This is a genomic window from Frondihabitans sp. GW821-FHT04F02 (assembly GCF_059420045.1).
The window spans coordinates 380692-401801 of the sequence record NZ_JBWKSZ010000003.1; the positions used below are offsets into that span (position 1 = coordinate 380692).

Sequence of the window (21110 nt, forward strand, 5' to 3'; positions counted from 1 at the left end):
GGGCGGGCGCTTTCACGACCCCCGAAAGGAGTCCCCGATGGACGAGGGACACACGTTCGGCTCTCCGTCCGGCGACCGCATCAGCCTGTACGCACCGCCAGCGTTCCGGCCGCCCACGAGGATCATGCTCGAGACCGACGCCGGCCCCGTGCCGTTCGACCTCATCATCGAGCGGTCACTGACCTGCGAGACGGTCTACGGCATCAACGGCGAGTGCGGCTCGTACGAGTGCCATCGGCAGGTGCTCGGCCAGTGCCAGTGCGGCCGGCATCCCGAGGGTGTCCGGATGACGAGAGGAGTCACGGCATGACGACTCGCATCGTCATCGAGATCCCCGACAGGGCCCTCTTCCCGCTTTCAGACGCCGCCGAGATTGCTGGCCAGACCGTCGCTGACTTCCTGCTCAGTACCGGGCTTCGGATGGCCGGCATCCGCGGGGCAGCTCTCGATTCAGTGCAGCGCCTCCATGCCCTTGGCTTCTCCGACTCCGAGATCGGACGCCAACTCGACATGACCAACCGCGCCGTCACCAACCAGCGGCGGCGCCTCCACCTACCCCCGAACCGATTGATCCGGGGCGCACGAAAGGACACCGCAGCATGAGCTCAGCAGCGGAAATCTCCAAGGTGCTGACCGACGCCCAGCTCACCTTCATCACCGAGGACGACCTCCAGCGCGAGATCGCTGCCGCGCTGACGGGAGAGGGAATCGAGGCAGCACGGGAGGTCCGCCTGTCGGACGGTCGATCACGCATCGACCTGTTGGCGGGCCGCGTCGGAATCGAGGTGAAGACGAACGGCGGCCGCGCCGATGTTCTGCGCCAGCTGCTCCGCTACTCCCACTGCTCCGAGCTAGATGCCCTGGTCCTCGTCACCACTCGTGCCCGTCACCACCAGATGCCTGCCGAGATCGGCGGAAAGCCCCTCCACCTCGTCTCCCTGATCGGATCCGCACTATGACCCGCACGTACGGCACCTACGCCTACCTCTCGACCGGCACGAACGACGCCAGCATCCCCATGCGGGACCGCGGCAAGCCGATGTGGTCCCTGACGTTGCAGCCGGCCGTAGCAATTCGCGCGAAGCGGCACTTCGCTCGGGCACGCTCGACGTCGGTCGGCACCGTCACAGTGAGCGCCACTCCCGAGGTTGCCCACGACCTCGGATGGTTCATGCAGCGGTACCCGCTCGACGCGGCGGACGCCCGCACCGAGGAGACCCTGGCGGCACACTCCGCGGAGCATGAGCGCCTCGAGCAACAGGTCGGCGATATTCTCGCCGGGACGCATCAGATGCAAGCGCTGACCGTGGAACCGGCCCGGCCGGCACGCGACTACCAGCGGTCCGCCGTCGACCTGCTCCGGACCACCCGGAGCCTCCTCCTCACAGACGAGGTCGGTCTCGGCAAGACGTTTACCGGGCTCCTCGCCCTGGCGCACTCCGACGCACTGCCAGCGGTCATCGTGCCACCGACCCACCTGCCTTCGCGGTGGGTAACCGAGATCCGAGAGTCGTTCCCGATGCTCCGGTTTGACGTGGCCAAGGGCACGAAGGTATCGCCCGAGTTCGAGGCAGGCGATCGCCCCGACGTGCTGATCGTCCCGTATTCGCGGCTCGCCGGATGGGCGCACTACCTGCAGGGGTGGGCGCGCACAGTCGTGTTCGACGAGGTGCAGGACCTCCGCCGCGGCACCGACTCGAACAAGGGCCGGGCGGCACAGATGATCGCCGGCTCGGCCGAGTACCGGTTGGGTCTCACCGCCACCCCGGTCTACAACTACGGCGGCGAGATCTGGGAGCTCATGAACATCCTCGCCCCCGGGGTACTTGGGACTCACGAGGAGTTCATGCGCGAGTGGGGCGGCAGCTGGGGCACCCACGCCACAGTCACCGACCCCGCCTCCCTCGGGTTTTACCTCCGCGAGCAGGGCATCATGCTCGGCCGCACCCGCAAAGAGGTCGGCCGAGAGCTGCCCAAGACGATCAAGGTGCCGCAGTTCGTCAACGCGGACCCGAAAGCGCTCGAGGCAGTCGCGGGCGACGCCGCCGCGATGGCGCGCCTCATCCTTGACGACACCTCCTCCCGCCAAGAGAAGTTCCAGGCCGCCGGCGAGCTCGACTGGCGTCTCCGCGAAGCGACCGGAATTGCGAAAGCGCCATACGTCGCCGAGTTCACCAAGTTGCTGCTCGAAGCCGAAGGCAAGGTCGTCCTCTTCGGATGGCACCGGGCCGTCTACGACATCTGGAACGAGCTCCTCAGGGAGTTCAACCCCGTCATGTACACGGGGTCCGAGTCGCCGAAGCAGAAGGAAGCCGCACAGGAAGCGTTCGTGCACGGCGACGCCCGGATCCTCATCATGTCCCTCCGGTCAGGTGCCGGCGTCGACGGCCTCCAACTCGCCTCCAACATCGCCGTCTTCGGCGAACTCGACTGGTCCCCCCAAGTCCACGAGCAAGCCATCGGCCGCCTCCGACGCGACGGCATGGGTGACGAACCACCCGTCGCCTACTTCCTCAACAGCTCCGAAGGATCCGACCCGGCCCTCATGGAAGCGCTGCAGGTGAAGCGCAACCAGGCGGAACAACTCATCTCCGGCGACGGGAAGCTCCTCACCAACGCCACCCAAGACACCGGCCGGGCACGAGCCCTAGCCGCTCAGTACCTCGAAAGCAGGAAGCCATGACGGCTACACAGCGCAACAATCACCGCGATCGCCGCAACTACCTCGCCGCGCTCGGGCGCCGCGAGGAACCGGCCCTGACAACCGAGTGCCCCACCTGGTTCACCTGGTCCGCATTCGGCGCAAGCTACCCGGACACGTACTGCCACCCGGACTACGGGCACTCTCTGTTCGACCTCGACAGCGAGCATGAACCCGAGACACCTTGCCCGATGCACGACCCGACCGGCTTCTACGAGTGGATGTTCGGCGGTAGTGACGTCATCCCCACCTGCGCCAGATGCCAGCACATGCTCCCCAGCGGGACGGCACTCGTCTTCCACGAGGTAGGCGATGCCCTTGGCTACTCCGCGGACTGCCCCCGATGCGGCCGCCACACGTGGACGCTGATGCGCGCCTACGAAGACGACGTGCTCCTGTCCAACCCGGTCTGGGAGGCTGCGGCTTGAGGGTCCTCACTGTGCGCCAGCCGTGGGCACTGCATATCATCCAGTCCGGCAAGGGCGTCGAGAATCGCGTCCGGAACGTGGCCGGCAGCTACCGCGGGCCCGTCGCCATCCACACGGCACTGAAGGCCGACGAGGATGCGCTCCGGAAGTTGCCGTTGCGTGCGCCGAACGGCGTCCCGCGGGTCTTCGACTACGGCGTGATCATCGGCGTCGTCGACCTCGTCGGGGTGCATCACGCCGACTGGTGCTGGTACGACACACCCAACCCCGATGTGCGCGCTCTCCGAGCCACGCGCGACGAGTCACTTGCCCCGGCCGCCGGCCGGCACTGCTCGCCGTGGGCGCAGCCGGGGCACCACCACATTGTGCTGGGCAACCCGCGCCAGCTGTTCCACCCCATCCCGTACCGCGGCGCCCTCGGGCTCCGCACCCTCCACCCCGAAACCGTCGACCTCATCGGGCGCACGGGCTACACCATCCCCGAAAAGACTGGAGCCACATCATGAGCAACACCTTCCCCAAGACCTACGTCCTTGACCGCATCGCTGCCCGAAAGGCAAGCCTCCAGTCAAAGATCACCGCCGGAGAGACGGCAGCGGATGCCTACGACGACCACCGCCGGCAGGAGATCATCGCGTTCATGGAGGCCAGGGCCAAGAAGCTCACGGAGCTCGCGGCTCAAGCCCGCAAATGGGCTTCGAGCGCCGACGCATCCGCGCCGGCCGATGATCTCTACGCGCACGCGCAGCAGATGCAGTTCACAGACCGTGCGGAGCCGCCCGCAACCGCACGCCGCGGCCAGGACTACGCGATGCCCCGCGCTGACCAGGTGAAGCGCCAGGAGATCAAGAAGGGCGTCGATACGGCCGAGGCCGCTCGTCGAGAGCTCGCGCTCCTCGACCATGCCGAGGCGTACCTGAAGGACACTCCGGTCGACGAGTTCACTATCACCGGGCTGAAGCAGCTCGGCCTGCTGGAGGCCGTCAAGTTCGACCTTGGGGCGGTGTCCAAGTGAGCGATGCCACCGTGAGCACGAGACGCACGAAGCGCCGCTACGCCCACGAGCTCTACCCGCCTGGGCCAGAGAACGGCACGACTCGACCCTTGTCGAAGGAGGTGCCCTACTCAATCGCCCGAGCGATGGGGTTCACCATCTGGGGCACGTCGTGGATGGAGGTCGAACCGAAGACCGCCGCCGGCGAACGCGTCTCGACGTTCCTCGAGGCAGCCCGTATCGCGTTCCTCGCGGACGCCCTGCACCAGGACATGGTCGGTCAGGAAGCGTGGGACTGGGCTGACGTTCGTGTCAACGAGGAGGCAGACGAGTTCCTCTGGGAACGCGCCGAGCACTACGGCATCGACCCGAACCAGATCAAGCCATACCCATGCGGCCCTGAACTCGACCACCACGACCACTATTCGCACGGCACCCATGGAGTCGGCACTCGGATCCCCATCCCCGAATCAGAGTGCGCCGAGTGCACAGAGCCAATCGAAGAGGAGGACATCTGATGGCCGGCGAAACCATCATCACCGTCGTGGGCAACCTGACCTCGGACCCGGAGCTGCGGTACACGCAGAACGGGCTCGCCGTCGCGAACTTCACGATCGCCAGCACACCCCGGACCTTCGACAAGGCGTCGAACGAGTGGAAAGACGGCGACGCCCTCTTCCTCCGCGCCTCCGTCTGGCGTGAGTTCGCCGAGCACGTCGCCGCCTCGCTGACGAAAGGCTCCCGCGTCATGGCGCAGGGGCGCCTGAAGCAGCGCTCGTACGAGACCAAAGAGGGCGAGAAGCGCACCTCGATGGAGCTCGAGATCGACGACATCGGCCCCTCGCTCCGCTACGCCACCGCCCAGATCACCCGGGCGACCTCATCCCGAAGCGGCGGCGCCCAGCAGGCCAACACGTGGGACTCGAGCAAGCCCGGAGCAAGTCAGGCCGACGAGCCATGGGGCCAGCCTGCAGCACAAGGCGGCCAGCAGTCCGGCGACGTCTGGAACACACCCCCTGGCGGCACCTACAACGACGAGACCCCGTTCTGATGGGCACACCGAGACCCGGAATGCCCCTCAGCCAACGAGAGACGGAGTTAATGCTCCAAGTCCACGCCGGCCTCACCACCAAGGAAGCTGCCGTCGCGATGCGCGTCACCTACTCCACTGCCAAGGAGTACCGCGAACGCGCCTACGCCAAGCTCGGCGCCCGCAACACCGCGCAGGCCCTCAGGGCCTTCGCAATGACACACGAAGACAAGGAGCCGGCATAGCGACGACTACTCGCGCTTGAACACGTAGCCCCGCGGGCCCTTTTTCGACGCCACAGCTCGGCCTTCTGCCCACCGCTGCCTGCGTGGACGACGGTCAGGGTCATTGTTGTCGAAGAAGTAGATGACGTTCGTCGAGGGCCTGGTCCACTGGACACGTATCGGGCCCTCGTCCAGCGAGCGCGGATCAATGTCCCCTTCGACCATCTTGTCCTTTTCGACGATCGTCCAGCGGGAAAGTTCCCGGGCATAGTGCGTGTTCGGAACACTGAAGGTCACCTCGATCGCGTCCTCACCTGTCCGATTGATCAGTGTCACCTCCCCCGTGCGCTCAGCCTGCACTGTCCACAACGCCCTGAAACGCACGTTTCTGATCTCCGCGCGTATACCCAGCACCAGACCGCCAAGTGCTACTGCCGAAGTCGGCCCCCATCGAACCCAGTCCGCCCAATCGCTCATGCCGCCGAGCGTATCGGCAGCCACCGCATTCACACGACATGACCATCCACATGGAAAGGAACAACCCGTGACCCACCTCACCGAGGCCCAGCTCGCCGGCATGCAAGCTCGTGCCGACGCAGTATCAGAGTCGCTGCGATCCCCCGTAGTCGTCGCAGTCATGAACCCGCGTGCTGGCAGGAAGACCACTCTTCACCGGCTATCTACCTCAGCCGCCGACGTGCCCGCCCTTCTGTCCGAGGTCGACGCGCTGCGCGAAATGGTCGATCTCGCCGAGCAAGCCATCGCCGATGGGCCGCATGGCGGGGAGTGCGCAGGCTGGACCGAGACGCCGGGGGATCTCTACGACGGGGAGCCGCACGACGAGGTCATGGACGAAGACGAGTGCGACTGCTGGAAGGCCGAATACGACGCCGCGAAGGAGGCGACCACGACATGAGTGACAACAACAAGCTAAAGGTCTTCGCCCGCATCACGATTCTGAAGGCCCGCGAAGATTCAGAGGGGTGGTTTGCGGAGGCGGCGGGCCATGAAGGTCGCAAGCACTTCGCTTTCGCTGGGGCTGGCCGAATGTTGGCGAACACCGCTCAGGTGGCCAGCGACCTTTTAGACCGAATCGAGCAACTCGAATCCGCCCTGGCCTCCGAGCGCGACCATGGGGTCGAAGCCGGGGCGACCATTGAGCAGGTTGCCAAGCTCGCGGCCAAGCATCGACATGGAGCCGAACGGTGGGCCGATCCGCTGCCGGTGCCCGAGTGGGTGCCTGTGCTCGAAGGCATCGTGACTAACGCTGATACATCCGCGCTTGCCCAGCACGACGCCGAGGCGCTGGAAGAGCTGGCGGTCGAGATTAACGACTCGATGGGGCACGACTACTTCGACATGGACGGCATCGCCGACAGCTGGACGATGCACAGGAGGAAAACCTTTGCGGCCGGAGCGACCGAAGTGCTTCGCAGGCTCCGAACTCGAGCTGCCAAGAGGCGAGCCGAGCACAACATCCCCGGGGACGCGATATGAAGTCTCACCTCTTCCCAGCGCGACAACCGGCGTTCGCGATGATCTTCTACCGCAGGGGCGGCCGGCTCTATGCTCCCGCCCCCATCACCCGAGTCGGCCTGGTCTTTTGGACCTGGGAGCTGACGATCTACCGAAAGAGGCGTCTTCATGACTGAACTCACAACACTTGCCGACATGGACGAGCGCACCGAACTGCAGCTCGCCGGCGCTCGTGCCCGCCACCGCCTCGTCGAAGCACCGCCTGTCATCGGGTGGGTGCGCGCACAGGTCACCCCGGGCCTCGGCGGCGCCCAGGATGGCATGCCTCGCGCTGCGTCGAAGACGGCCCCGCTCCCGCTCCGCGCGGATGCTGTCGACGACTCCGATCAGGCCTTCGCCCGCATCCTCGACTGGGTGTCATACTGGGCGGGCGTCTTCGAGATGCAGCCGCCTGCGCTCGTGCAGACGCACTGGCGGGTCGCTGGTGACGTCCAGGGGTTCCGGGCCGGCGTAACAACGGAAGGAGCGCACGCGCTCACCGCGGCCGCCACCACCTGGCTCCTCGGCCGCCACGACCGCATCGCCCCACACGAGGCCGCGCGCCCCTACTTCGACGACGTCGCCGACATCGTGCAGACACTCCACTCGAAGTACCCGACGTCACCCCGCAGGCAGAGACCCGTGCTCGACCGCGCCTGCCCCGTCTGCGACCGGTTCACCTATGGCGCCGACTGGCTCAGCGACGACGTCAACGAGTTCCGTCTGCGGTGCTCGTTCTGCGGCCACCAGCAGGACGGCGCCGACTTCGTCAAGGCAGGCCGCGTCCGGGAGCTGATGCACGAACTCCGCGAGGAGCACGCCGACCCGAAAGCCGAGTGGTGGACGAAACGGCAGGCAATCATCGAGCTGGAGATAGGGAAGTCCACGCTCGACAGGTACATCGCCGAGGGCCTGCCCACCTACACGGCCGCAGGGTCCGTCTTCGTCCGCGTCGAGGAACTCCTCGACATGTGGCGGACCAAGCGAATCAGGCAGAAAGCATCACGCGACCAGCGCTGGGCCGACTACCGGGAGGAGCACAAGCCGACACGATCCGCATGACTGCGCGTGTGAGACAAAACCAGTTACACTGTGTGTAGCAAACGACTGGGCCCAAGCGGAAACGCTTGGGCCCTCGTGCGTTAACGCCCCTCGTGAACAGGGGAAGACGCCAGCGACCAAGCCTTCGGGTGCCTGGGACTCGCTGACGCCGTGCAGGCTCGCCACGAAAATCCGAGCATCTACTTCCCCGCGACCGAGCGACACACACGTTGCTGCGCTGAGAGCCCGGGGAACCCTTTAGTCGGGGACAACGACGCCACCCACGTCGACCACGACGCCCTCCGTGTTGATCGTCACCGTCTCAACGTTCAAGGTGCCATCGTCGAAGTCGTACGGGCTCGGCCCGTCAGCGTTCGCCACGCTGGTTCTCAGCCCGATGGACCAGGTCAGTCGGCCAACACGACCCACCTCCGATGACACCCACCAGTGCCGTCCATCCCACTCCACGCGCAGACGATCACCGACGCGGACAGCTTCGATCAGCGGTGTCGTCGACGACTTCAGCAGGCTCGACGCCTTCGGGGTGCCACGCTCTGCCATCACCCTCGCGTACTCGCCAGCTATCCCGAACATCCGGTCGCCGTTCTTGTGCTGGTTACCGATCTGCGGATAGTCGGTGATCGCCTTCTGCTTCTTCCTGAAGAGCCCCATCCGTGCACTCTACGAGTCAGGAGACACGATGGGCATCTTCACCTATTGGCGCGGCCTCTGGCGCCTCCGCTTCGGGTTCTGCCCGAACTGTGACAGCTCACCACCCAAGGTCAGTTGCTTCGTCTGTCGAGGCTCACACGACTACTACCCGCTGCTCACCGCCTACGACCGCATGCTCTGGCGTGCACGGTGGGAAGCTATGCGCCGCTGGGACTAGAGCGGAATGATGAACGAGCTCTCGTCGGCCTCGCCCTCATATCGCCAGAACGCGGTGAGCTTCATCGGCTTGGGCCCGGATAAGCGAAGCACGAGGTACTCGAAAGAGTCACCCGCTTCGTAGATCCCTGACTGCGGCCCAGACACCTGCACCAAATGCTCGGTCGCATCCGGCGAGACTTCGAAGCGATCTACCACGATGGTGCGCATCGATGTGTTCGTGACCGCGTACAACTCACCCCGGATCCATCGCACAGCCCAGTCGGGCGGAGCGAGTTCCTTTTCCTTGATCTCGTTCGCTCGCTCCTGGGCCTCGGCCTGGCGAATGAACGCCGCATTCGCGATCGTCGCCAGCCGCTGGCTCTCGTCTCTTGCTATCCGGGCGTCATTCCGCGCAGCTACAGCGTCGCTCTCACTGGCCTTGGCTGAGCGCGCCTGCACAATGGCGACAATGGCACTCGCGATCCCAGCGGCTGTAGACACGATGCTGATAACCACCGTTAATACGTCCATGGCGCGAGCCTAGCGAGCACCCGAGGGGGACGAGAAGCATGAGCGCCACCACTCGCCGTGAACTCGAGGCCGCCATCGACGCGCACGTGCGCGACCTCTTCGGCGACGGTGCAGTCACCGCCGACTACATCGTCAGCGTGCAGTACAACACCCTGGATCTCGTCGACGAGAAGCAGGCTGGCTACATGATCGAGTACCCGGACGACGCGCCCTACCATCGCCCGCTCGGCTTACTCGACTACTGGTCCTCCCGCATGCGCGCCGAGACCGGATCCATAGAAGACCTGTGAAGGTGTGCTCTACACCTGGATGCCCGACCCTCATCCCCAAGTCAGGCCGCTGCCTGGTTCACGCCAAGGCCGAGGACAAGGCGCGAGGGACACGGCAGCAGCGCGGCTACGGCGCCAAACACACGCAGCTGCGGCGTGAGTGGGCACCGAAGGTAGCAACCGGCACCGTCAAGTGCTGGCGATGTGGCCACTACCTACGAGCCGGCGAACCGTGGGACCTCGGGCACGACGACAACGACCGGTCGAAGTACCGCGGACCCGAGCATGCGAACCAGTGCAACCGTGCCGCAGCAGGCAGGGCGTCACACCAGCGCTAGAAGGAGGGGTGACCTGATGGCACGTATCCAGGTGATGCCACTGCCCACGCTCAGCGTGGGTGACCACACAGCCACGCCGTTCGTCCTCGTCGTCGATCAGCTGGACGACATGACGGCGGAAGGTATCGACCGCCTCAACATGGCGGCAACCGCCATCATCGGGCAGACCGGGGCCTCCGCACTGTGGGTCATGGCCGACGGCGACCTCGACGTGGCTCAGCCTCTCGATCTCGACGACGAGACGAGGCAGGGAGTCATGGATCAGCTCCATCAAGCACCCGATGACCAACACTCGTCGCTTATCCAAGCCGATATGTCGGTACAGGGGTGGGGGGATGACCCCCAGAACCCTGTCATGTAGGACCGCCGGGGAGGTCTCTCGCAGTCCACAGACCTGAAATGTCGCTGAAAGGGGTCCTCGATATGTCGGATCACGTTCCCGCCGAGGCCCCGACTGGCCTGGCTTCAGGCGGCAAAATGCTCTGGGAAGAGGTCGCCTCAGACCACGATCTCGACGTCGCACAGCGGGTCACGCTCACTGAAGCGTGCCGCGCCAAGGACCGGCTCGACAAGCTCGACGAGCTCCTCCGCGGCGACGTCAACACGTGGGTGTCTCTTACGCACCGACTGCTGACCGAGGACTACGAGCTGAAGATCGACCAGGCGTTGGCAGCTGCCAACACCACGGCGAACCTGATGAAGCAGCTCATCGCGGCGCTGCGTCTCCCCGACATCGACTCGGGCAAGCGTCCGCAGGCGCGTGGTGGTGCCCGGGGTGCCTACCAGCCGAAGACCAGCGGAGCAGCTACCGGCACGGCCCGGGTGTCGAGTCTCGAGCGGGCGCGGCAGAAGGCTGCGGGCGGTAGCTGATGTTCAAGCCGCTGTTCGAGGGCCAGGTTTGCTCCCTCGGGTACGCGGCGATCGACTTCATCGAGCAGTGCATGGTCCACGGCCCCGGCGACATCGAAGGCACGCCTATCGATGTCGACGACGAGATGGCCGACTTCATCATCGAGATGTACCGGCTGGATCCAGAGACGGGGCACCGCGCCTACGACGAGGGCGTGCTCTCGAGGCCGAAGGGTCGCGCCAAGTCCGAGATCGCCGGCTTCATCGTCGTCTGGGAGGCGTACGGAGCCTGCCGCTTCGACCACTGGGATGAGGATGGCCAGCCCGTCGGGCGCCGCGTCGTCTCCCCCGTGATCAAGTGCATGGCGACCGAAGAGTCGCAGGCCGGCAACACGTTCGAGAACGCTGCGTACATAGTCAGCTGGGGCATGGAGAACCTCCCCGAGGTCTACGCGGGCTCTGCCGGCATCCGGCAGGTACACGCCGCGACGACGATCTACCTTCCGGACGGCGGCTACATTGCCGCAGTCACCTCCGGTGCCGCCTCAAAGGACGGTGGCAAGGAGACGTTCGCCGTTGCGGACGAGACGCACCTCTACGTGCTCAAAGAGCTCAAGCGCATGTTCGAGACGATGTCCCGCAACCTTTCGAAGCGCAAGCAAGCCGAACCGTGGATGCTGCAGACGTCGACCGCTTACCGCCCTGGCGAGATGAGTGTCTTCGAGGACACTCTGACCGCCTGGCGCAAGAAAGAGCTCTCGGCCCGGGTGCTCGTGGATCACCGCGAGGCCAAGGGCAAGATCGACATTGCGAACTACGAGCACACGATCAAGCAGCTGAACTACGTGTACGGCGCGTCGGTGCCGTGGCAGGACATGGACCGCAAGTGGCGGGACATGAACGACCCCCGGAAGTGCCCGGACGAAGAGACCGCGGCCCGGTACTACCTCAACAGGCCTCTCTCGTCGCAGGACGCTTGGATCCCGGCCGCGATCGTCGAAAAGCAGGATGCATCGGTGCCGGCGTCGGACGAGGACAAGCGTCCGCGGCCCGAACCTGTTGAGCTCGGGTCCGCGATTGCCATCGGCTTCGACGGCAGCCTCAACGACGACTCCACGGTGCTCATCGGGTGCCGCATGTCGGACGGCCTGCTGTTCGTGCTTGGTATCTGGTCGAAACCGACCGGCCCCGCAGGGATGTGGTGGGAGGTGCCTCGCTCGGAGGTTATCGCCGCCGTCCGGCAGGCGTACACGGACTACAAGATCGCTCGCGCCTACATGGACCCTCACGAGTGGCGCACGGACATCGACGACCTCGAGCAGGAGTTCGGCGAGACCGTCGTTCCGTGGGCCACGACCCGATACGTGCCGATGGCCGCCGCTCTGGACCGACTCCACATCGATCTGAAGACCGGTCAGGCGTGGCACTCCGGTGACCCGGTGTTCATGGAGCACTTCCGGAACGCGTACGTGAAGAAGCGCGGCCCCCATCGCCTCGTCGGCAAAGAGAACCCGAACAGCGATCGCAAAATCGACTCCGTCGTCGGCGCCACTCTCGCATACGAGGCACGCGCCGATGCCATCGCCGATGGCTGGAAACCGGAACAACCGAAGAAAAAAGCCCGCGTCTGGCGGTGACTGAAGGGAGTCCTCGTGGTGATCGAGAACCCCGAGAAGATCCGCGACCGCCTGGTCCGGAAACTCAACGTCGAACGTCGCTTTCTGATCAAGAACGACGACTACTTCGAGGGCGAGCAGGGACTCAAGTACCTGGCCCCCGAGGTGCGGGCACAGATCGGCACGCGTCTGGTCGACCTCCTGATCAACCTCCCCCGCTACACGACCGACGTGTACGAGAACCGGCTCGACGTCGAAGGTTTCCGGCTGCCCGGCGCCGACAGCGGCGACAAGGGGCTCTGGACGGTCTGGCAGCACAACGACGGCGACATGCTCTCGCAGCAGGCACACCGCGACAGCCTCGCTCTCGGCCGCTCCTACGTCCTCGTCGGCGAGGGAGACGACGACATGCCACTCATCACCGGGCAGTCGGCCTTCGACGCCATCCACGAGGACGATCCGCGCACGCACAACGTCCGCTACGGCATCAACCGGTGGGTCGACGAAGATGGTGCCCGCTGGATCAACCTCTTCCACCCCGAGGGGCGCGTCACCTGGGTCCAGAAGGGCAAGCGGGGAGGCGAGTGGGTGCCCGACGGCAAGGCTGAGGCCAACGCCTTCGGGATCCCCCGCCTGGTTCCGATGATCAATGACCCGCGCGTTCTGGGCCGGCAGATCAGCGGCCGGCCTGACCAGCGCCTCGGTCGATCGGTGTTCCACGATCTCCTGGGGCCCACGGAGGCGCTCAACAAGACCCTCACGGACATGATGGTGTCTTCCGAGTTCCATGCCATGCCCCGCCGGTGGGCGACTGGCCTGAAGGAGACGGACTTCACCGACGAGAACGGCAACCCCATCGGCACCTTCGAGATGATCGCAGGCCGAATCTGGGGTGTCGAGAACGACAAGGCCAAGTTCGGGCAGTTCCCTGAAGCGACGCTAAGCAACTTCCACGACACCGCGAAACTGCTCGTTCAATTCGCCTTCATGATGCTCGGCCTGCCGGCGCACTACCTGCCATTCATCGGCGACAACCCCGCCTCGGCCGACGCTATCCGCTCGTCCGAGTCGCAGTTGGTGAAGCGTGCCGAGCGCAAGCAGTCGGTCCTCTCCACGCGGTGGGAGCGCGTGCAGCGTCTCGTCCTCCTGACGCAGGGCAAGCCTGACGACGAGAAGATCCGTCAGATCGAGACGATGTGGGGAGACCCCTCGACGCCGACCCTGGCGCAGAAGGCCGATGCCACCGTGAAGCTTGTGCAGGCGAAGGACTCCTCGGGCAGGTCGATCATCACTGTCGACCAAGCGCGCGAGGACCTGGGCTACACGCAGGGCCAGCGGGACCGCATGAAAGCGGCCGATCAGGTCTCCGACGACGCGACCCTCGCGGCCGGCGTGAAGGCCGCGGCGGACGCAGAACGTGCGGCTGCAGGAGCGCCCGATGCCAACACCGTATGACCTCGGTGTCGAGCACCAGCAAAGCCGCATTCGTCTCGCAAACGACACCGTAGCTCGAGCAGCTGCGTCCTGGCGGGCCACTGATCTGGACTACCTCGACGCGTCCTGGGGCGTCATCGCTCCTGTCCTCGTGGATCAAGTCGCTGAGGCTCAGCGGGTGGCGGCGACACGGTCCGACTCCTTCGTTGATGCTGCCGTGTCATCGCAGGGCGGTTCCGCTGGTGATTCCAGCGTGAACCCGGATGCTTTCACGGGCGTCACGATCGACGGCCGCGAGATCGGACCCGCCATGTACGGGGCGGTGACGCATACCAAGACGCTCATCGGCGCCGGGTTGCCGGCTGCGCGAGCATTCGAGTCAGGCGCCGCGTTCCTCGCGACGGTCGTGCAGTCCGCGATCGCCGACGCTGGGCGGCAGGCTGACCGCGTCTCGATGGTCGGCAAGCAGATCACTCGGTACGTGCGGGTCATCTCGCCAGGAGCGTGCTCTCGGTGTGCCATCTTGGCGGGCTCTGGCTCGGCCGCGCACGCGTTCGAGAGGCACAACAACTGCCACTGCACCGCCTGCCCCCTTCCCGCCGGAAACGCACCGATCCCCCGAGGCTTTTTCGCCTCGCCTGAGGACTACTTCGACTCCCTCAGTCGGGCGGAACAGGACCGGATCTTCACGAACGCCGGGGCCGAAGCTATCCGGAACGGTGCGTCGCCGCAGAGTGTCGTCAACGCCAGGCGCGGGGCCTCGCTCACCTCGGGCGGGATCGTGCCCATGCGCTCGGGGCTTCGCGCTCCTCTTGGGTACGACTCCCTGGGCAACCCGATCACGGTCTTCACCACAAGCGAGGGCACCACCATCCGGGGAGCTTACGGGCGAGCCGAATACAGGCGTCAGCAGGAACTCACAAAAGGCGCGAACGACCGCTATCGGCGAACCGTCAACGCCCGACTCATGCCAGAAACCATCGTCCAGATGTCTGGCGGCGACGCAACCAAGCTCCGCCGCCTCCTGGGCCAGTACGGGTACCTCAACTGACTTCCCACCGTCTCGGTGGAAGCGCCCACGTGCAGCGAATGCGCGGCCATGCCGACGGGCCTACGGAATCACGAAAGGGCACAGTCCCCCATGACTGGAATCGAACAGAACAAGTCCTACCCGACCTTCGGACCTCGTCGAGCCTGCCGGCTCGAGCTCATGGGGATCCGCTTCGTCGATGAAGGTGGAAGCGGAGAAGGAGCCGGCGGCTCCGGGTACAAAGCACCCGAGTCGCAGGAGGAATTCGACCGCATCATCACCGACCGGCTGACCCGGGAGCGCGAGAAGTTCAAGGACTTCGACTCGCTCAAGGAGAAGGCCGCGAAGTTCGACGCTGCTCAGCAGGCAGGCGGCTCTGGAGAGGGCGACGACGTCGCGAAACGTCTCACGGCCTTCGAGGAGCGCGTCACCGCGGCTGAGAAGACAGCTACCGAGACGCAGACCGAACTCGAGACGACTCGAGTCCGGCTCCTCCGTAGCGAGGTCGCCATCGACAAGGGCATCGCGAAAGACGACCTGATCCTCCTCACCGGCACCACGAAGGAAGAGCTCGACAAGCAGGCCGACCGCATCGCACGGCTCAGCGCTGGCTCCGGGAAGATCCCCGGGCAGGGCAATGGTGGCGGCGCAAGCGGCGGCACGGTCGCGTCGGGACGCGAACTGTTCGACAACAAACACAAAAAATCCACGTCCTAGAAAGGAACACCATGCCTCGTCTCACCTCTGAGACCTTCGGCGGCGGCGACCAGTCCTGGCTCGGTTCGGCTCACGGCATCGCAAACGCGCGCACCGAGACGATCGACATCTCGGCATTCACCGCAGCTACCCACTTCCCGAACGGGTTCATCCCCTCGGGCATGCCCCTCGCGAAGGTCGGCGGCCTCATGGTCCCCTACGACCCGACCGCGGGCACCGTCAACGGCGCCGGCATCCTCGCCGGGCACCTCTTCACCGATCTCAAGGTCGCAGGTGCACTCGACCTGCCGGCCCCGGTCCTTGACCACGGCCGCGTGAAGACGTCGAAGATCGCCGCCATCCTCGCGAACTTCGCAGCCCCAGCGGCTGCGAAGAACGCCACGACCATCGTCTACATCTAAGGAGGGGTGAACCATGGCACTTTGGACTGATGTCATCGACCCGGCCACACTGACCGGGTACGCTCGCGCCTCTCTCGAGGCCTACGAGATCCGCAAGGGCACGCTCGCCCGCTGGCTGCCCAACCTCAACGTCGCCGACGTCGTCGTGCGCTTCGTCGTCGGACAGACCGGCCTCGTGCAGGCCGCCAAGTTCCGCGCCTACGACGCGGAGCCCGAGGTCGGCAAGGCACAGGGCGGCCGTCGCGTCACCCTGGAACTGCCCGCGCTCGGTCAGAACATCCCCATGAGCGAGTACCAGCAGCTCCGCAGCCGCAACGCGTCCGAGGACCAGCTGCTCGTCTCGATCCAGAAGACGACCGACCAGGTCGTTCAGGCCGTCGCCGACGCCATCGAGTACCTCCGCGGCGTGGTGCTCAACACCGGCAAGGCGACGATCGACCAGGACAACTTCAAGTCCGTGGACGACTTCGGTCGTCCGGCTGGCAACAGCGTCACGGCCGCCACCGCGTGGACCGACAAGACGGTCAGCCGTCTCTCGGACCTCGAGGCGTGGTCCGACACGTACCGCGACGCCACGGGTGAAGACCCGGGCGCCATGGTCATGTCGAACCGGGTGTTCCGGCTGCTCGCCTCTGGCAACGAGTTCGCGACCCAGCTGCTCAACGGGGCTTCGCGTCCGGCGACGGTCGACGAGGTCAACGCGCAGATCGAATCGGCCGGGCTGGCCCCGATCGTCCGCTACGACCGCAAGGTCGACCTCGGCGCCGGTGCAACGCGTGTCCTCCCGGAGACGAAGCTGCTCCTGCTGCCGACGCCGGTCGATCCGAACACCGAGGAGCCGAACCCGCTGGGCAACACCTTCTGGGGTCAGACGCTGACCTCGCAGGAGGACGCCTGGGCGATCGAACCCTCCGAGCAGCCTGGCGTCGTCGCCGGCGTGTACCGCAACGAGAAGCCCCCGGTCATCGCCGAGGTCATCTCCGACGCGATTGCGCTGCCCGTCCTCGCCAACGCGGCCCTGTCGCTCGACGCGACGGTGATCTGATGGTGAAGCTCCTCACCAGCGTCCACGTGCGCGACGACGAGGGAACGAACCACGTGTTCGGGCCCGATTCGGACGTGCCCGAATGGGCTCAGAAGAAGATCACCAACCGTTCGGCCTGGGACGGCGACGTCCCCGAGTTCGACGACGAGGCAGCCGACGACGAGGGCTCTGAGGATGAGCCGGCTCGTTCCGGTCGCGGCTCGGGCCTCCCCGTGTGGGAGGCCTACGCCAAGAGCCTCGAGATCGAGGTTCCCGACGGAGCGACGCGTGAAGACGTGATCAAGCTCGTCGACGAGAAGAAGGCCGCAAAGCCGGCCACTGAGAAGACGCCCGACAAGGGCTGATTCTCACCCAGGTGGGCCGCCAGACACGCTCTGGCGGCTCACCCCCACTCAACTTCATAGCCGGAGGTGCGCCGTGGCTTGGATCCCCGTTTCCGCCGACGAGATCGTCAGTCGATGGCGGCCCCTCGAACCAGACGAGGCCGGCATCGTTGAGAAGGTCATCAGCGACGCCCAGGACATTCTCGAGGACGATGCCGAGGCGGAGGGCATCTCCATGCCGACCACCGAGCGAGGCCAGCGCGCCTACGTCCGGGCTGTCGCCAGCATGGTCATCCGGGTCCTCAAGAACCCCGATGGCATTCTCACTGAGACCATCGACGGCTACATGTACCGCCGAGACAGCGCAGTCTCGTCGGGAGCACTCGTCCCCACCGATGATGAGGTCGAACGGCTACGCCCGGTCGTCCGCCGTCGACGGGGCGCATTCACGATCGTCCCCTCATGAGCCGCGCGTCCGCAACGCTTCGAGGCCGACGGTTCGCCGAGGCGGGCATGAAAGACGCGTGCGTAGTCAGCAGGACTACAGCATCACGAGATCCCGATCCCGCGACCGGCAAGTCTGCCGAGAGTACGTCCCCGATCTACTCCGGCCGCTGCGAGTTCGTCGCTGCCGACACTGAGGCTCGTGAGATCGAATCGGCTGGTCGGGACCTTACCCAGCAGGGTGCCGTCCTCAAGATTCCAGTCGATGACCCCGGGTCGTCCACCATCGCCGCCGGCGACACCGTGGTCATCACTCTGTTCAACAACGGCGAGGAACCAGTCGTCGTGAGGGCTCGCGTCCGAGGTGGCCACCACCAGACGTCGGCTGTGTCTCGACGCATCACAGTGGAGGTGACTAGCAATGCCTGACGGCATGACGATCGACACCACCGAATTCGACCGCGCCATTGCGCAGCTCGATCAGCTGCCCGCGCGCACCCTGCCCTTCGTTCGTAGCGCTGTCGCGTTCAACGCGAGGCTCGTGAAGGACGGCTGGCGTAGCGACCTTCAGGGCAACGAGTTCGCGCCTCGGGTGCCGTACTCGATCACGTACACGATCAAGAACGTCAGCAACGGCGTCGAAGCCGAGATCGGCGCTGAGAAGGGCACTGGCAAGCAGGGTGGCGTCGCGTTGCTCCTCGAGTACGGTGCGCCGGCTCGAGGCCTCGGCGCACGAGGCTTCGGCCTCTCGAACCTCCAGTCGAACCTCGCCGACCTCGAGCAGGGCATCGGTCGCGCAATCGACGACGGACTGAGAGCGATCGACTTTTGAGCGACGACACAACCGAGTTCAACGAGGCGATCGCCATGCGGGGACTCGTCGAGGCGGACCCGCGTCTTCAGGGCCGTGTTGGCATCGGTCGAGCACCTACGGGTGCCGACGGCGAGATCCTCGCGCCGCCCTATCTCGTGCTCACAGGCTCGAGAACGGAGGAACGGCAGGAACGGTTCGCGGGCCCAACCAGCAACCGAGTGCCGTCGTGGACCGCCCATGCGGTGGGTGAGTCCGAACTCGCGGCCGTCGCCGTTCTCGGTTGGGTGCACGCGCGTCTTAAAGGCATCCGACCCCCAGTGCCCGGGTGCAGGACTGGCCCGATCCGACGCATTGAGCGCCCCGGCAACGCTGAAGACGACGCGGTCCAACCGTCCGTCTGGTACGCGATCGCGGTCTACGCGTTCGAGTCCGACCCCATCACCAAAACGCCCTGAGAAGGAGAACACCTCGTGAAAGAGAAGCCCCTCGTCGACCGAGTCGACGTCGTGATCGGCAGCAAGGAGGCCGGCGACGAGCGAATCATCACGGTCGCCAAGGCCACCGCTGACCGTTGGCCGGACATCTACCGTCCCGCCACGATCGGCGGTGACGAAGACGCGACCGAGACCAGCGACAGCGCTAAGCCAGCGCGCAAGCGTCCCTCTGCGGCCGCGAAGCGCGCCAAGGATCTGCGGAATGCCAAGCCGGCTCCGCTCAATAGCCCGGACGACCTCCCGTCCGCACCAGACCCGGCCGCGGCAACCGCCACGACCGACACCACAGCCGGCGAGGCCGGCGTGACAACGGAAGGAGTCACGCCGTGACCCCTCGCGATCTCATCCTGCCCCCGAGCATCGACGTCGACGGCAACTTCGCCCTCCTCGCCGCTCCCAAGTCGGCCATCACCACCTGGCCCCCGAAGTTCACCGACGTCATCGCCGAGACGACGAAGGACATCACATACTCCCTCACCACGGACGGGTGGACACACGGCAAGGCCCAGGACTCCACGACGGACCCCCGCTTCGCCCTGCGCGAAGTCCTCGGCGGCTTCGGCGCCGTCACCCACACCGCGTCGCTGACCTACGTCTACGGCGCCGACGAGGACGACGTCGCCGACCCGCTCCTGCAGGAAGGCGAGGAATACGTGCTCTTCGCCCGCTACGCGACCCCGTGGGACGACGAACTGGTCCAGACGGACAAGTTCGACGTCTTCTCCGTCGTCGCCGGCACGAAGGTCCGCAACACGGCTGTCGGCGCGAAGTTCACCAAGACGCAGGCGCTCGCCCCGCGTCAGCAGGTGCTCGAGGACCGAGTCCTCGCCGCAGCCTGACCCAAGCGTGCGGGCGGCGGTCCTTCCCGGAGCCGTCGCCCGCACTTCACACGCCATCCGGGATCATCCGGGAAGGAACACCATGGGCGCCATCGCCAAAGCACAGGAGGGCTACAAGCCTCCAACAGGAACCGTACTCATCGTCCTCGACGCCAAGCTGTCGAAGGAACGAAAGCTGATCCTGGACCGCATCGAGGAGGCTCGAGACGAGTCCAAAGGCCGTCTCGTCACCCCGAAGCTCAAGAAGCTCACCGAAGAGCTCGACGCACTCACTGAGCGCGAACGCGAGAACCTCCACGAGCTGCGCATCACCAAGCTCCCCGGCCTCGAATGGGCTGACCTCGCTGCGAAATACCCGCCTCGCCTCGACGTGCAGTTCGACCTCGACCTCGGCTACAACCACCACGCCACCGCCATCGCAGCCGCCCAGCACATCACCGAGGCCGGACAGCCGATCACAGTCGAGCTGGTCTCCGAGGGCGACGAGGTGAAGGAAGTCCCCCTCGACGCCGACGACTGGGCAGCAATCCTCGAAGTCGGCGCCGGCTGGGACGTCGACAACATCGTCAACGTCGTCATCAACCTCAACGTCCTGCAGGCCTCCCACCGTCTGGGGCGTCTGAAAAAAGACTGATCGAGGATCCCGCCCTCCGCCTAACCGTCGAGCTCTCACGAGATCTCGGCGTCTCAGTCCGGAGGTTGCAGGGGTGGGAGCCGTCTCACCGCACCGTGTACGAACACGATGCGGAGGGGCGGCTCTCGTCGTCCACGACGACCCTCGAGCCCGAGTTCGGACCCACCGACCTCGAGTGGCTGTCCGCCCTCCGCGAGGTCGAAATCGAACAAGGCCCTCACGGCTACCCCATGTCAGAAGCGACAGACCCTGACGCGGACCCGTCCCGACACGAGTCGCACTTCCGCTTCGTCGCAGGCACGCCCCAGGTGACACCTGAGGGCAACACCGTCTTCTCTCCGACGTTCGACTTCGCGGAGAAGGCCCGCCTCGACTACATCGCGGACCTGCGGGACGAGAAGCACGACCCCCTCGCCGGCCTCATCGTCCCCGTGCGGCGCTACACGCGCACGCCCACGGAGCGAAAGCGCGTCCGCCGCACATCGCCGCCGCCGCCCCCGTCCTAACGCCCTCACGGGGCAGAGAGCAG

Annotated in this window: 34 protein-coding genes; 31 read left to right on the plus strand and 3 right to left on the minus strand. The window is 65.7% G+C overall.

The window, feature by feature from the left end; translation table 11 throughout:
• Positions 1–37: 37 nt before the first annotated feature.
• The 10 genes from AC07TY_RS10460 to AC07TY_RS10505 are packed head-to-tail and all read left to right on the plus strand — an operon-like array spanning position 38 to position 5398.
• Positions 38–310, plus strand: coding sequence for a hypothetical protein (locus AC07TY_RS10460; protein ID WP_494785284.1), 273 nt, complete (start codon positions 38–40; stop codon positions 308–310).
• Positions 307–603, plus strand: a complete 297-nt coding sequence (locus AC07TY_RS10465; protein WP_494785285.1) for a hypothetical protein — start codon at positions 307–309, stop codon at positions 601–603. Before AC07TY_RS10460 ends, AC07TY_RS10465 begins: the two co-directional genes overlap by 4 nt.
• On the plus strand, positions 600–959 hold the full coding sequence (locus tag AC07TY_RS10470) for a hypothetical protein (RefSeq protein WP_494785286.1): 360 nt from the start codon (positions 600–602) through the stop codon (positions 957–959). Before AC07TY_RS10465 ends, AC07TY_RS10470 begins: the two co-directional genes overlap by 4 nt.
• Positions 956–2683 carry an SNF2-related protein gene (locus AC07TY_RS10475; RefSeq protein WP_494785287.1) on the plus strand — a complete coding sequence of 576 codons (1728 nt, stop codon included), beginning with the start codon at positions 956–958 and terminating at the stop codon, positions 2681–2683. Before AC07TY_RS10470 ends, AC07TY_RS10475 begins: the two co-directional genes overlap by 4 nt.
• Positions 2680–3129 (plus strand): hypothetical protein, encoded by a 450-nt coding sequence (locus tag AC07TY_RS10480; protein WP_494785288.1) that lies wholly within the window; start codon positions 2680–2682, stop codon positions 3127–3129. Before AC07TY_RS10475 ends, AC07TY_RS10480 begins: the two co-directional genes overlap by 4 nt.
• Complete coding sequence (locus AC07TY_RS10485; protein ID WP_494785289.1) at positions 3126–3635, plus strand: ASCH domain-containing protein; 510 nt, start codon at positions 3126–3128, stop codon at positions 3633–3635. The genes AC07TY_RS10480 and AC07TY_RS10485 overlap by 4 nt, the downstream gene beginning before the upstream one ends.
• On the plus strand, positions 3632–4144 hold the full coding sequence (locus AC07TY_RS10490) for a hypothetical protein (protein WP_494785290.1): 513 nt from the start codon (positions 3632–3634) through the stop codon (positions 4142–4144). Before AC07TY_RS10485 ends, AC07TY_RS10490 begins: the two co-directional genes overlap by 4 nt.
• The gene (locus AC07TY_RS10495; RefSeq protein ID WP_494785291.1) at positions 4141–4641 is read left to right on the plus strand and encodes a hypothetical protein; all 501 of its coding nucleotides are present in this window, start codon (positions 4141–4143) and stop codon (positions 4639–4641) included. Before AC07TY_RS10490 ends, AC07TY_RS10495 begins: the two co-directional genes overlap by 4 nt.
• Complete coding sequence (locus AC07TY_RS10500; protein ID WP_494785292.1) at positions 4641–5174, plus strand: single-stranded DNA-binding protein; 534 nt, start codon at positions 4641–4643, stop codon at positions 5172–5174. The genes AC07TY_RS10495 and AC07TY_RS10500 overlap by 1 nt, the downstream gene beginning before the upstream one ends.
• Positions 5175–5194: 20 nt before the next feature.
• Positions 5195–5398, plus strand: a complete 204-nt coding sequence (locus AC07TY_RS10505; RefSeq protein ID WP_494785293.1) for a response regulator transcription factor — start codon at positions 5195–5197, stop codon at positions 5396–5398.
• A 6-nt stretch (positions 5399–5404) separates the two neighbouring features.
• Here the strand turns inward: AC07TY_RS10505 and AC07TY_RS10510 are convergent, their stop codons facing one another.
• Complete coding sequence (locus AC07TY_RS10510; protein ID WP_494785294.1) at positions 5405–5854, minus strand: hypothetical protein; 450 nt, start codon at positions 5852–5854, stop codon at positions 5405–5407.
• Positions 5855–5921: 67 nt separating this feature from the next.
• Between AC07TY_RS10510 and AC07TY_RS10515 the strand changes: the two genes are divergently transcribed.
• From AC07TY_RS10515 to AC07TY_RS10525, 3 genes are all read left to right on the plus strand, one after another.
• Positions 5922–6293 carry a hypothetical protein gene (locus AC07TY_RS10515; protein ID WP_494785295.1) on the plus strand — a complete coding sequence of 124 codons (372 nt, stop codon included), beginning with the start codon at positions 5922–5924 and terminating at the stop codon, positions 6291–6293.
• The gene (locus tag AC07TY_RS10520) at positions 6290–6874 is read left to right on the plus strand and encodes a hypothetical protein (RefSeq protein WP_494785296.1); all 585 of its coding nucleotides are present in this window, start codon (positions 6290–6292) and stop codon (positions 6872–6874) included. The genes AC07TY_RS10515 and AC07TY_RS10520 overlap by 4 nt, the downstream gene beginning before the upstream one ends.
• A gap of 147 nt (positions 6875–7021) precedes the next feature.
• Positions 7022–7954 carry a hypothetical protein gene (locus AC07TY_RS10525; protein ID WP_494785297.1) on the plus strand — a complete coding sequence of 311 codons (933 nt, stop codon included), beginning with the start codon at positions 7022–7024 and terminating at the stop codon, positions 7952–7954.
• 237 nt (positions 7955–8191) lie between these two features.
• Here the strand turns inward: AC07TY_RS10525 and AC07TY_RS10530 are convergent, their stop codons facing one another.
• Together AC07TY_RS10530 and AC07TY_RS10535 are read right to left on the minus strand one after the other, a co-directional pair.
• A complete protein-coding gene (locus AC07TY_RS10530; RefSeq protein WP_494785298.1) occupies positions 8192–8605 on the minus strand; it encodes a hypothetical protein in 414 nt (137 codons plus the stop codon).
• A gap of 213 nt (positions 8606–8818) precedes the next feature.
• On the minus strand, positions 8819–9334 hold the full coding sequence (locus AC07TY_RS10535) for a hypothetical protein (RefSeq protein WP_494785299.1): 516 nt from the start codon (positions 9332–9334) through the stop codon (positions 8819–8821).
• A gap of 38 nt (positions 9335–9372) precedes the next feature.
• On the opposite strand from AC07TY_RS10535, the gene AC07TY_RS10540 reads away from it, so the two are divergent.
• The 18 genes from AC07TY_RS10540 to AC07TY_RS10625 all read left to right on the plus strand — a co-directional run bounded on the left by AC07TY_RS10540 (position 9373) and on the right by AC07TY_RS10625 (position 21087).
• Complete coding sequence (locus tag AC07TY_RS10540) at positions 9373–9624, plus strand: hypothetical protein (protein WP_494785300.1); 252 nt, start codon at positions 9373–9375, stop codon at positions 9622–9624.
• Positions 9625–9957: 333 nt separating this feature from the next.
• Positions 9958–10302: a hypothetical protein gene (locus AC07TY_RS10545; protein WP_494785301.1), complete on the plus strand. Its 345-nt coding sequence runs from the start codon at positions 9958–9960 to the stop codon at positions 10300–10302.
• A 116-nt stretch (positions 10303–10418) separates the two neighbouring features.
• The gene (locus AC07TY_RS10550; protein ID WP_494785302.1) at positions 10419–10811 is read left to right on the plus strand and encodes a hypothetical protein; all 393 of its coding nucleotides are present in this window, start codon (positions 10419–10421) and stop codon (positions 10809–10811) included.
• The gene (locus tag AC07TY_RS10555; protein WP_494785303.1) at positions 10811–12427 is read left to right on the plus strand and encodes a terminase large subunit domain-containing protein; all 1617 of its coding nucleotides are present in this window, start codon (positions 10811–10813) and stop codon (positions 12425–12427) included. The genes AC07TY_RS10550 and AC07TY_RS10555 overlap by 1 nt, the downstream gene beginning before the upstream one ends.
• A gap of 15 nt (positions 12428–12442) precedes the next feature.
• Entirely contained in the window at positions 12443–13861 is a 1419-nt protein-coding gene (locus AC07TY_RS10560; RefSeq protein ID WP_494785304.1) for a phage portal protein, read from the plus strand.
• On the plus strand, positions 13845–14891 hold the full coding sequence (locus AC07TY_RS10565; protein ID WP_494785305.1) for a hypothetical protein: 1047 nt from the start codon (positions 13845–13847) through the stop codon (positions 14889–14891). The genes AC07TY_RS10560 and AC07TY_RS10565 overlap by 17 nt, the downstream gene beginning before the upstream one ends.
• A gap of 90 nt (positions 14892–14981) precedes the next feature.
• Complete coding sequence (locus AC07TY_RS10570; RefSeq protein WP_494785306.1) at positions 14982–15587, plus strand: hypothetical protein; 606 nt, start codon at positions 14982–14984, stop codon at positions 15585–15587.
• Between the two features lie 11 nt (positions 15588–15598).
• Positions 15599–15988 (plus strand): head decoration protein, encoded by a 390-nt coding sequence (locus AC07TY_RS10575; protein WP_494785307.1) that lies wholly within the window; start codon positions 15599–15601, stop codon positions 15986–15988.
• Between the two features lie 13 nt (positions 15989–16001).
• Positions 16002–17033 carry a major capsid protein gene (locus AC07TY_RS10580; protein ID WP_494785308.1) on the plus strand — a complete coding sequence of 344 codons (1032 nt, stop codon included), beginning with the start codon at positions 16002–16004 and terminating at the stop codon, positions 17031–17033.
• Positions 17033–17377, plus strand: coding sequence for a hypothetical protein (locus AC07TY_RS10585; protein WP_494785309.1), 345 nt, complete (start codon positions 17033–17035; stop codon positions 17375–17377). The genes AC07TY_RS10580 and AC07TY_RS10585 overlap by 1 nt, the downstream gene beginning before the upstream one ends.
• Positions 17378–17450: 73 nt before the next feature.
• The gene (locus tag AC07TY_RS10590; RefSeq protein ID WP_494785310.1) at positions 17451–17822 is read left to right on the plus strand and encodes a Gp19/Gp15/Gp42 family protein; all 372 of its coding nucleotides are present in this window, start codon (positions 17451–17453) and stop codon (positions 17820–17822) included.
• Positions 17819–18229 carry a DUF6093 family protein gene (locus tag AC07TY_RS10595; protein ID WP_494785311.1) on the plus strand — a complete coding sequence of 137 codons (411 nt, stop codon included), beginning with the start codon at positions 17819–17821 and terminating at the stop codon, positions 18227–18229. Before AC07TY_RS10590 ends, AC07TY_RS10595 begins: the two co-directional genes overlap by 4 nt.
• The gene (locus AC07TY_RS10600; RefSeq protein ID WP_494785312.1) at positions 18222–18632 is read left to right on the plus strand and encodes a hypothetical protein; all 411 of its coding nucleotides are present in this window, start codon (positions 18222–18224) and stop codon (positions 18630–18632) included. Before AC07TY_RS10595 ends, AC07TY_RS10600 begins: the two co-directional genes overlap by 8 nt.
• Positions 18629–19069: a hypothetical protein gene (locus AC07TY_RS10605; protein ID WP_494785313.1), complete on the plus strand. Its 441-nt coding sequence runs from the start codon at positions 18629–18631 to the stop codon at positions 19067–19069. Before AC07TY_RS10600 ends, AC07TY_RS10605 begins: the two co-directional genes overlap by 4 nt.
• 15 nt (positions 19070–19084) lie before the next feature.
• Positions 19085–19438, plus strand: a complete 354-nt coding sequence (locus AC07TY_RS10610) for a hypothetical protein (RefSeq protein WP_494785314.1) — start codon at positions 19085–19087, stop codon at positions 19436–19438.
• The gene (locus tag AC07TY_RS10615; RefSeq protein WP_494785315.1) at positions 19435–19947 is read left to right on the plus strand and encodes a phage tail tube protein; all 513 of its coding nucleotides are present in this window, start codon (positions 19435–19437) and stop codon (positions 19945–19947) included. Before AC07TY_RS10610 ends, AC07TY_RS10615 begins: the two co-directional genes overlap by 4 nt.
• Before the next feature lie 82 nt (positions 19948–20029).
• On the plus strand, positions 20030–20581 hold the full coding sequence (locus AC07TY_RS10620) for a hypothetical protein (RefSeq protein ID WP_494785316.1): 552 nt from the start codon (positions 20030–20032) through the stop codon (positions 20579–20581).
• Positions 20582–20676: 95 nt separating this feature from the next.
• Positions 20677–21087 carry a hypothetical protein gene (locus AC07TY_RS10625; protein WP_494785317.1) on the plus strand — a complete coding sequence of 137 codons (411 nt, stop codon included), beginning with the start codon at positions 20677–20679 and terminating at the stop codon, positions 21085–21087.
• Positions 21088–21110: the final 23 nt, after the last annotated feature.

Excerpts from the sequence above, each read along its gene's own strand:
- AC07TY_RS10475 (WP_494785287.1), top strand. The coding sequence starts at position 956 with ATGACCCGCACGTACGGCACCTACGCCTACCTCTCGACCGGCACGAAC.
- AC07TY_RS10595 (WP_494785311.1), top strand. The coding sequence starts at position 17,819 with ATGAGCCGCGCGTCCGCAACGCTTCGAGGCCGACGGTTCGCCGAGGCG.
- AC07TY_RS10620 (WP_494785316.1), top strand. The coding sequence starts at position 20,030 with ATGGGCGCCATCGCCAAAGCACAGGAGGGCTACAAGCCTCCAACAGGA.
- AC07TY_RS10480 (WP_494785288.1), top strand. The coding sequence starts at position 2,680 with ATGACGGCTACACAGCGCAACAATCACCGCGATCGCCGCAACTACCTC.
- AC07TY_RS10600 (WP_494785312.1), top strand. The coding sequence starts at position 18,222 with ATGCCTGACGGCATGACGATCGACACCACCGAATTCGACCGCGCCATT.
- AC07TY_RS10505 (WP_494785293.1), top strand. The coding sequence starts at position 5,195 with ATGCCCCTCAGCCAACGAGAGACGGAGTTAATGCTCCAAGTCCACGCC.
- AC07TY_RS10530 (WP_494785298.1), bottom strand. The coding sequence starts at position 8,605 with ATGGGGCTCTTCAGGAAGAAGCAGAAGGCGATCACCGACTATCCGCAG.
- AC07TY_RS10500 (WP_494785292.1), top strand. The coding sequence starts at position 4,641 with ATGGCCGGCGAAACCATCATCACCGTCGTGGGCAACCTGACCTCGGAC.
- AC07TY_RS10555 (WP_494785303.1), top strand. The coding sequence starts at position 10,811 with ATGTTCAAGCCGCTGTTCGAGGGCCAGGTTTGCTCCCTCGGGTACGCG.
- AC07TY_RS10565 (WP_494785305.1), top strand. The coding sequence starts at position 13,845 with ATGCCAACACCGTATGACCTCGGTGTCGAGCACCAGCAAAGCCGCATT.
- AC07TY_RS10550 (WP_494785302.1), top strand. The coding sequence starts at position 10,419 with ATGCTCTGGGAAGAGGTCGCCTCAGACCACGATCTCGACGTCGCACAG.
- AC07TY_RS10575 (WP_494785307.1), top strand. The coding sequence starts at position 15,599 with ATGCCTCGTCTCACCTCTGAGACCTTCGGCGGCGGCGACCAGTCCTGG.
- AC07TY_RS10510 (WP_494785294.1), bottom strand. The coding sequence starts at position 5,854 with ATGAGCGATTGGGCGGACTGGGTTCGATGGGGGCCGACTTCGGCAGTA.
- AC07TY_RS10525 (WP_494785297.1), top strand. The coding sequence starts at position 7,022 with ATGACTGAACTCACAACACTTGCCGACATGGACGAGCGCACCGAACTG.
- AC07TY_RS10580 (WP_494785308.1), top strand. The coding sequence starts at position 16,002 with ATGGCACTTTGGACTGATGTCATCGACCCGGCCACACTGACCGGGTAC.
- AC07TY_RS10570 (WP_494785306.1), top strand. The coding sequence starts at position 14,982 with ATGACTGGAATCGAACAGAACAAGTCCTACCCGACCTTCGGACCTCGT.
- AC07TY_RS10490 (WP_494785290.1), top strand. The coding sequence starts at position 3,632 with ATGAGCAACACCTTCCCCAAGACCTACGTCCTTGACCGCATCGCTGCC.
- AC07TY_RS10460 (WP_494785284.1), top strand. The coding sequence starts at position 38 with ATGGACGAGGGACACACGTTCGGCTCTCCGTCCGGCGACCGCATCAGC.
- AC07TY_RS10585 (WP_494785309.1), top strand. The coding sequence starts at position 17,033 with ATGGTGAAGCTCCTCACCAGCGTCCACGTGCGCGACGACGAGGGAACG.
- AC07TY_RS10520 (WP_494785296.1), top strand. The coding sequence starts at position 6,290 with ATGAGTGACAACAACAAGCTAAAGGTCTTCGCCCGCATCACGATTCTG.
- AC07TY_RS10540 (WP_494785300.1), top strand. The coding sequence starts at position 9,373 with ATGAGCGCCACCACTCGCCGTGAACTCGAGGCCGCCATCGACGCGCAC.
- AC07TY_RS10545 (WP_494785301.1), top strand. The coding sequence starts at position 9,958 with ATGGCACGTATCCAGGTGATGCCACTGCCCACGCTCAGCGTGGGTGAC.
- AC07TY_RS10470 (WP_494785286.1), top strand. The coding sequence starts at position 600 with ATGAGCTCAGCAGCGGAAATCTCCAAGGTGCTGACCGACGCCCAGCTC.
- AC07TY_RS10535 (WP_494785299.1), bottom strand. The coding sequence starts at position 9,334 with ATGGACGTATTAACGGTGGTTATCAGCATCGTGTCTACAGCCGCTGGG.
- AC07TY_RS10465 (WP_494785285.1), top strand. The coding sequence starts at position 307 with ATGACGACTCGCATCGTCATCGAGATCCCCGACAGGGCCCTCTTCCCG.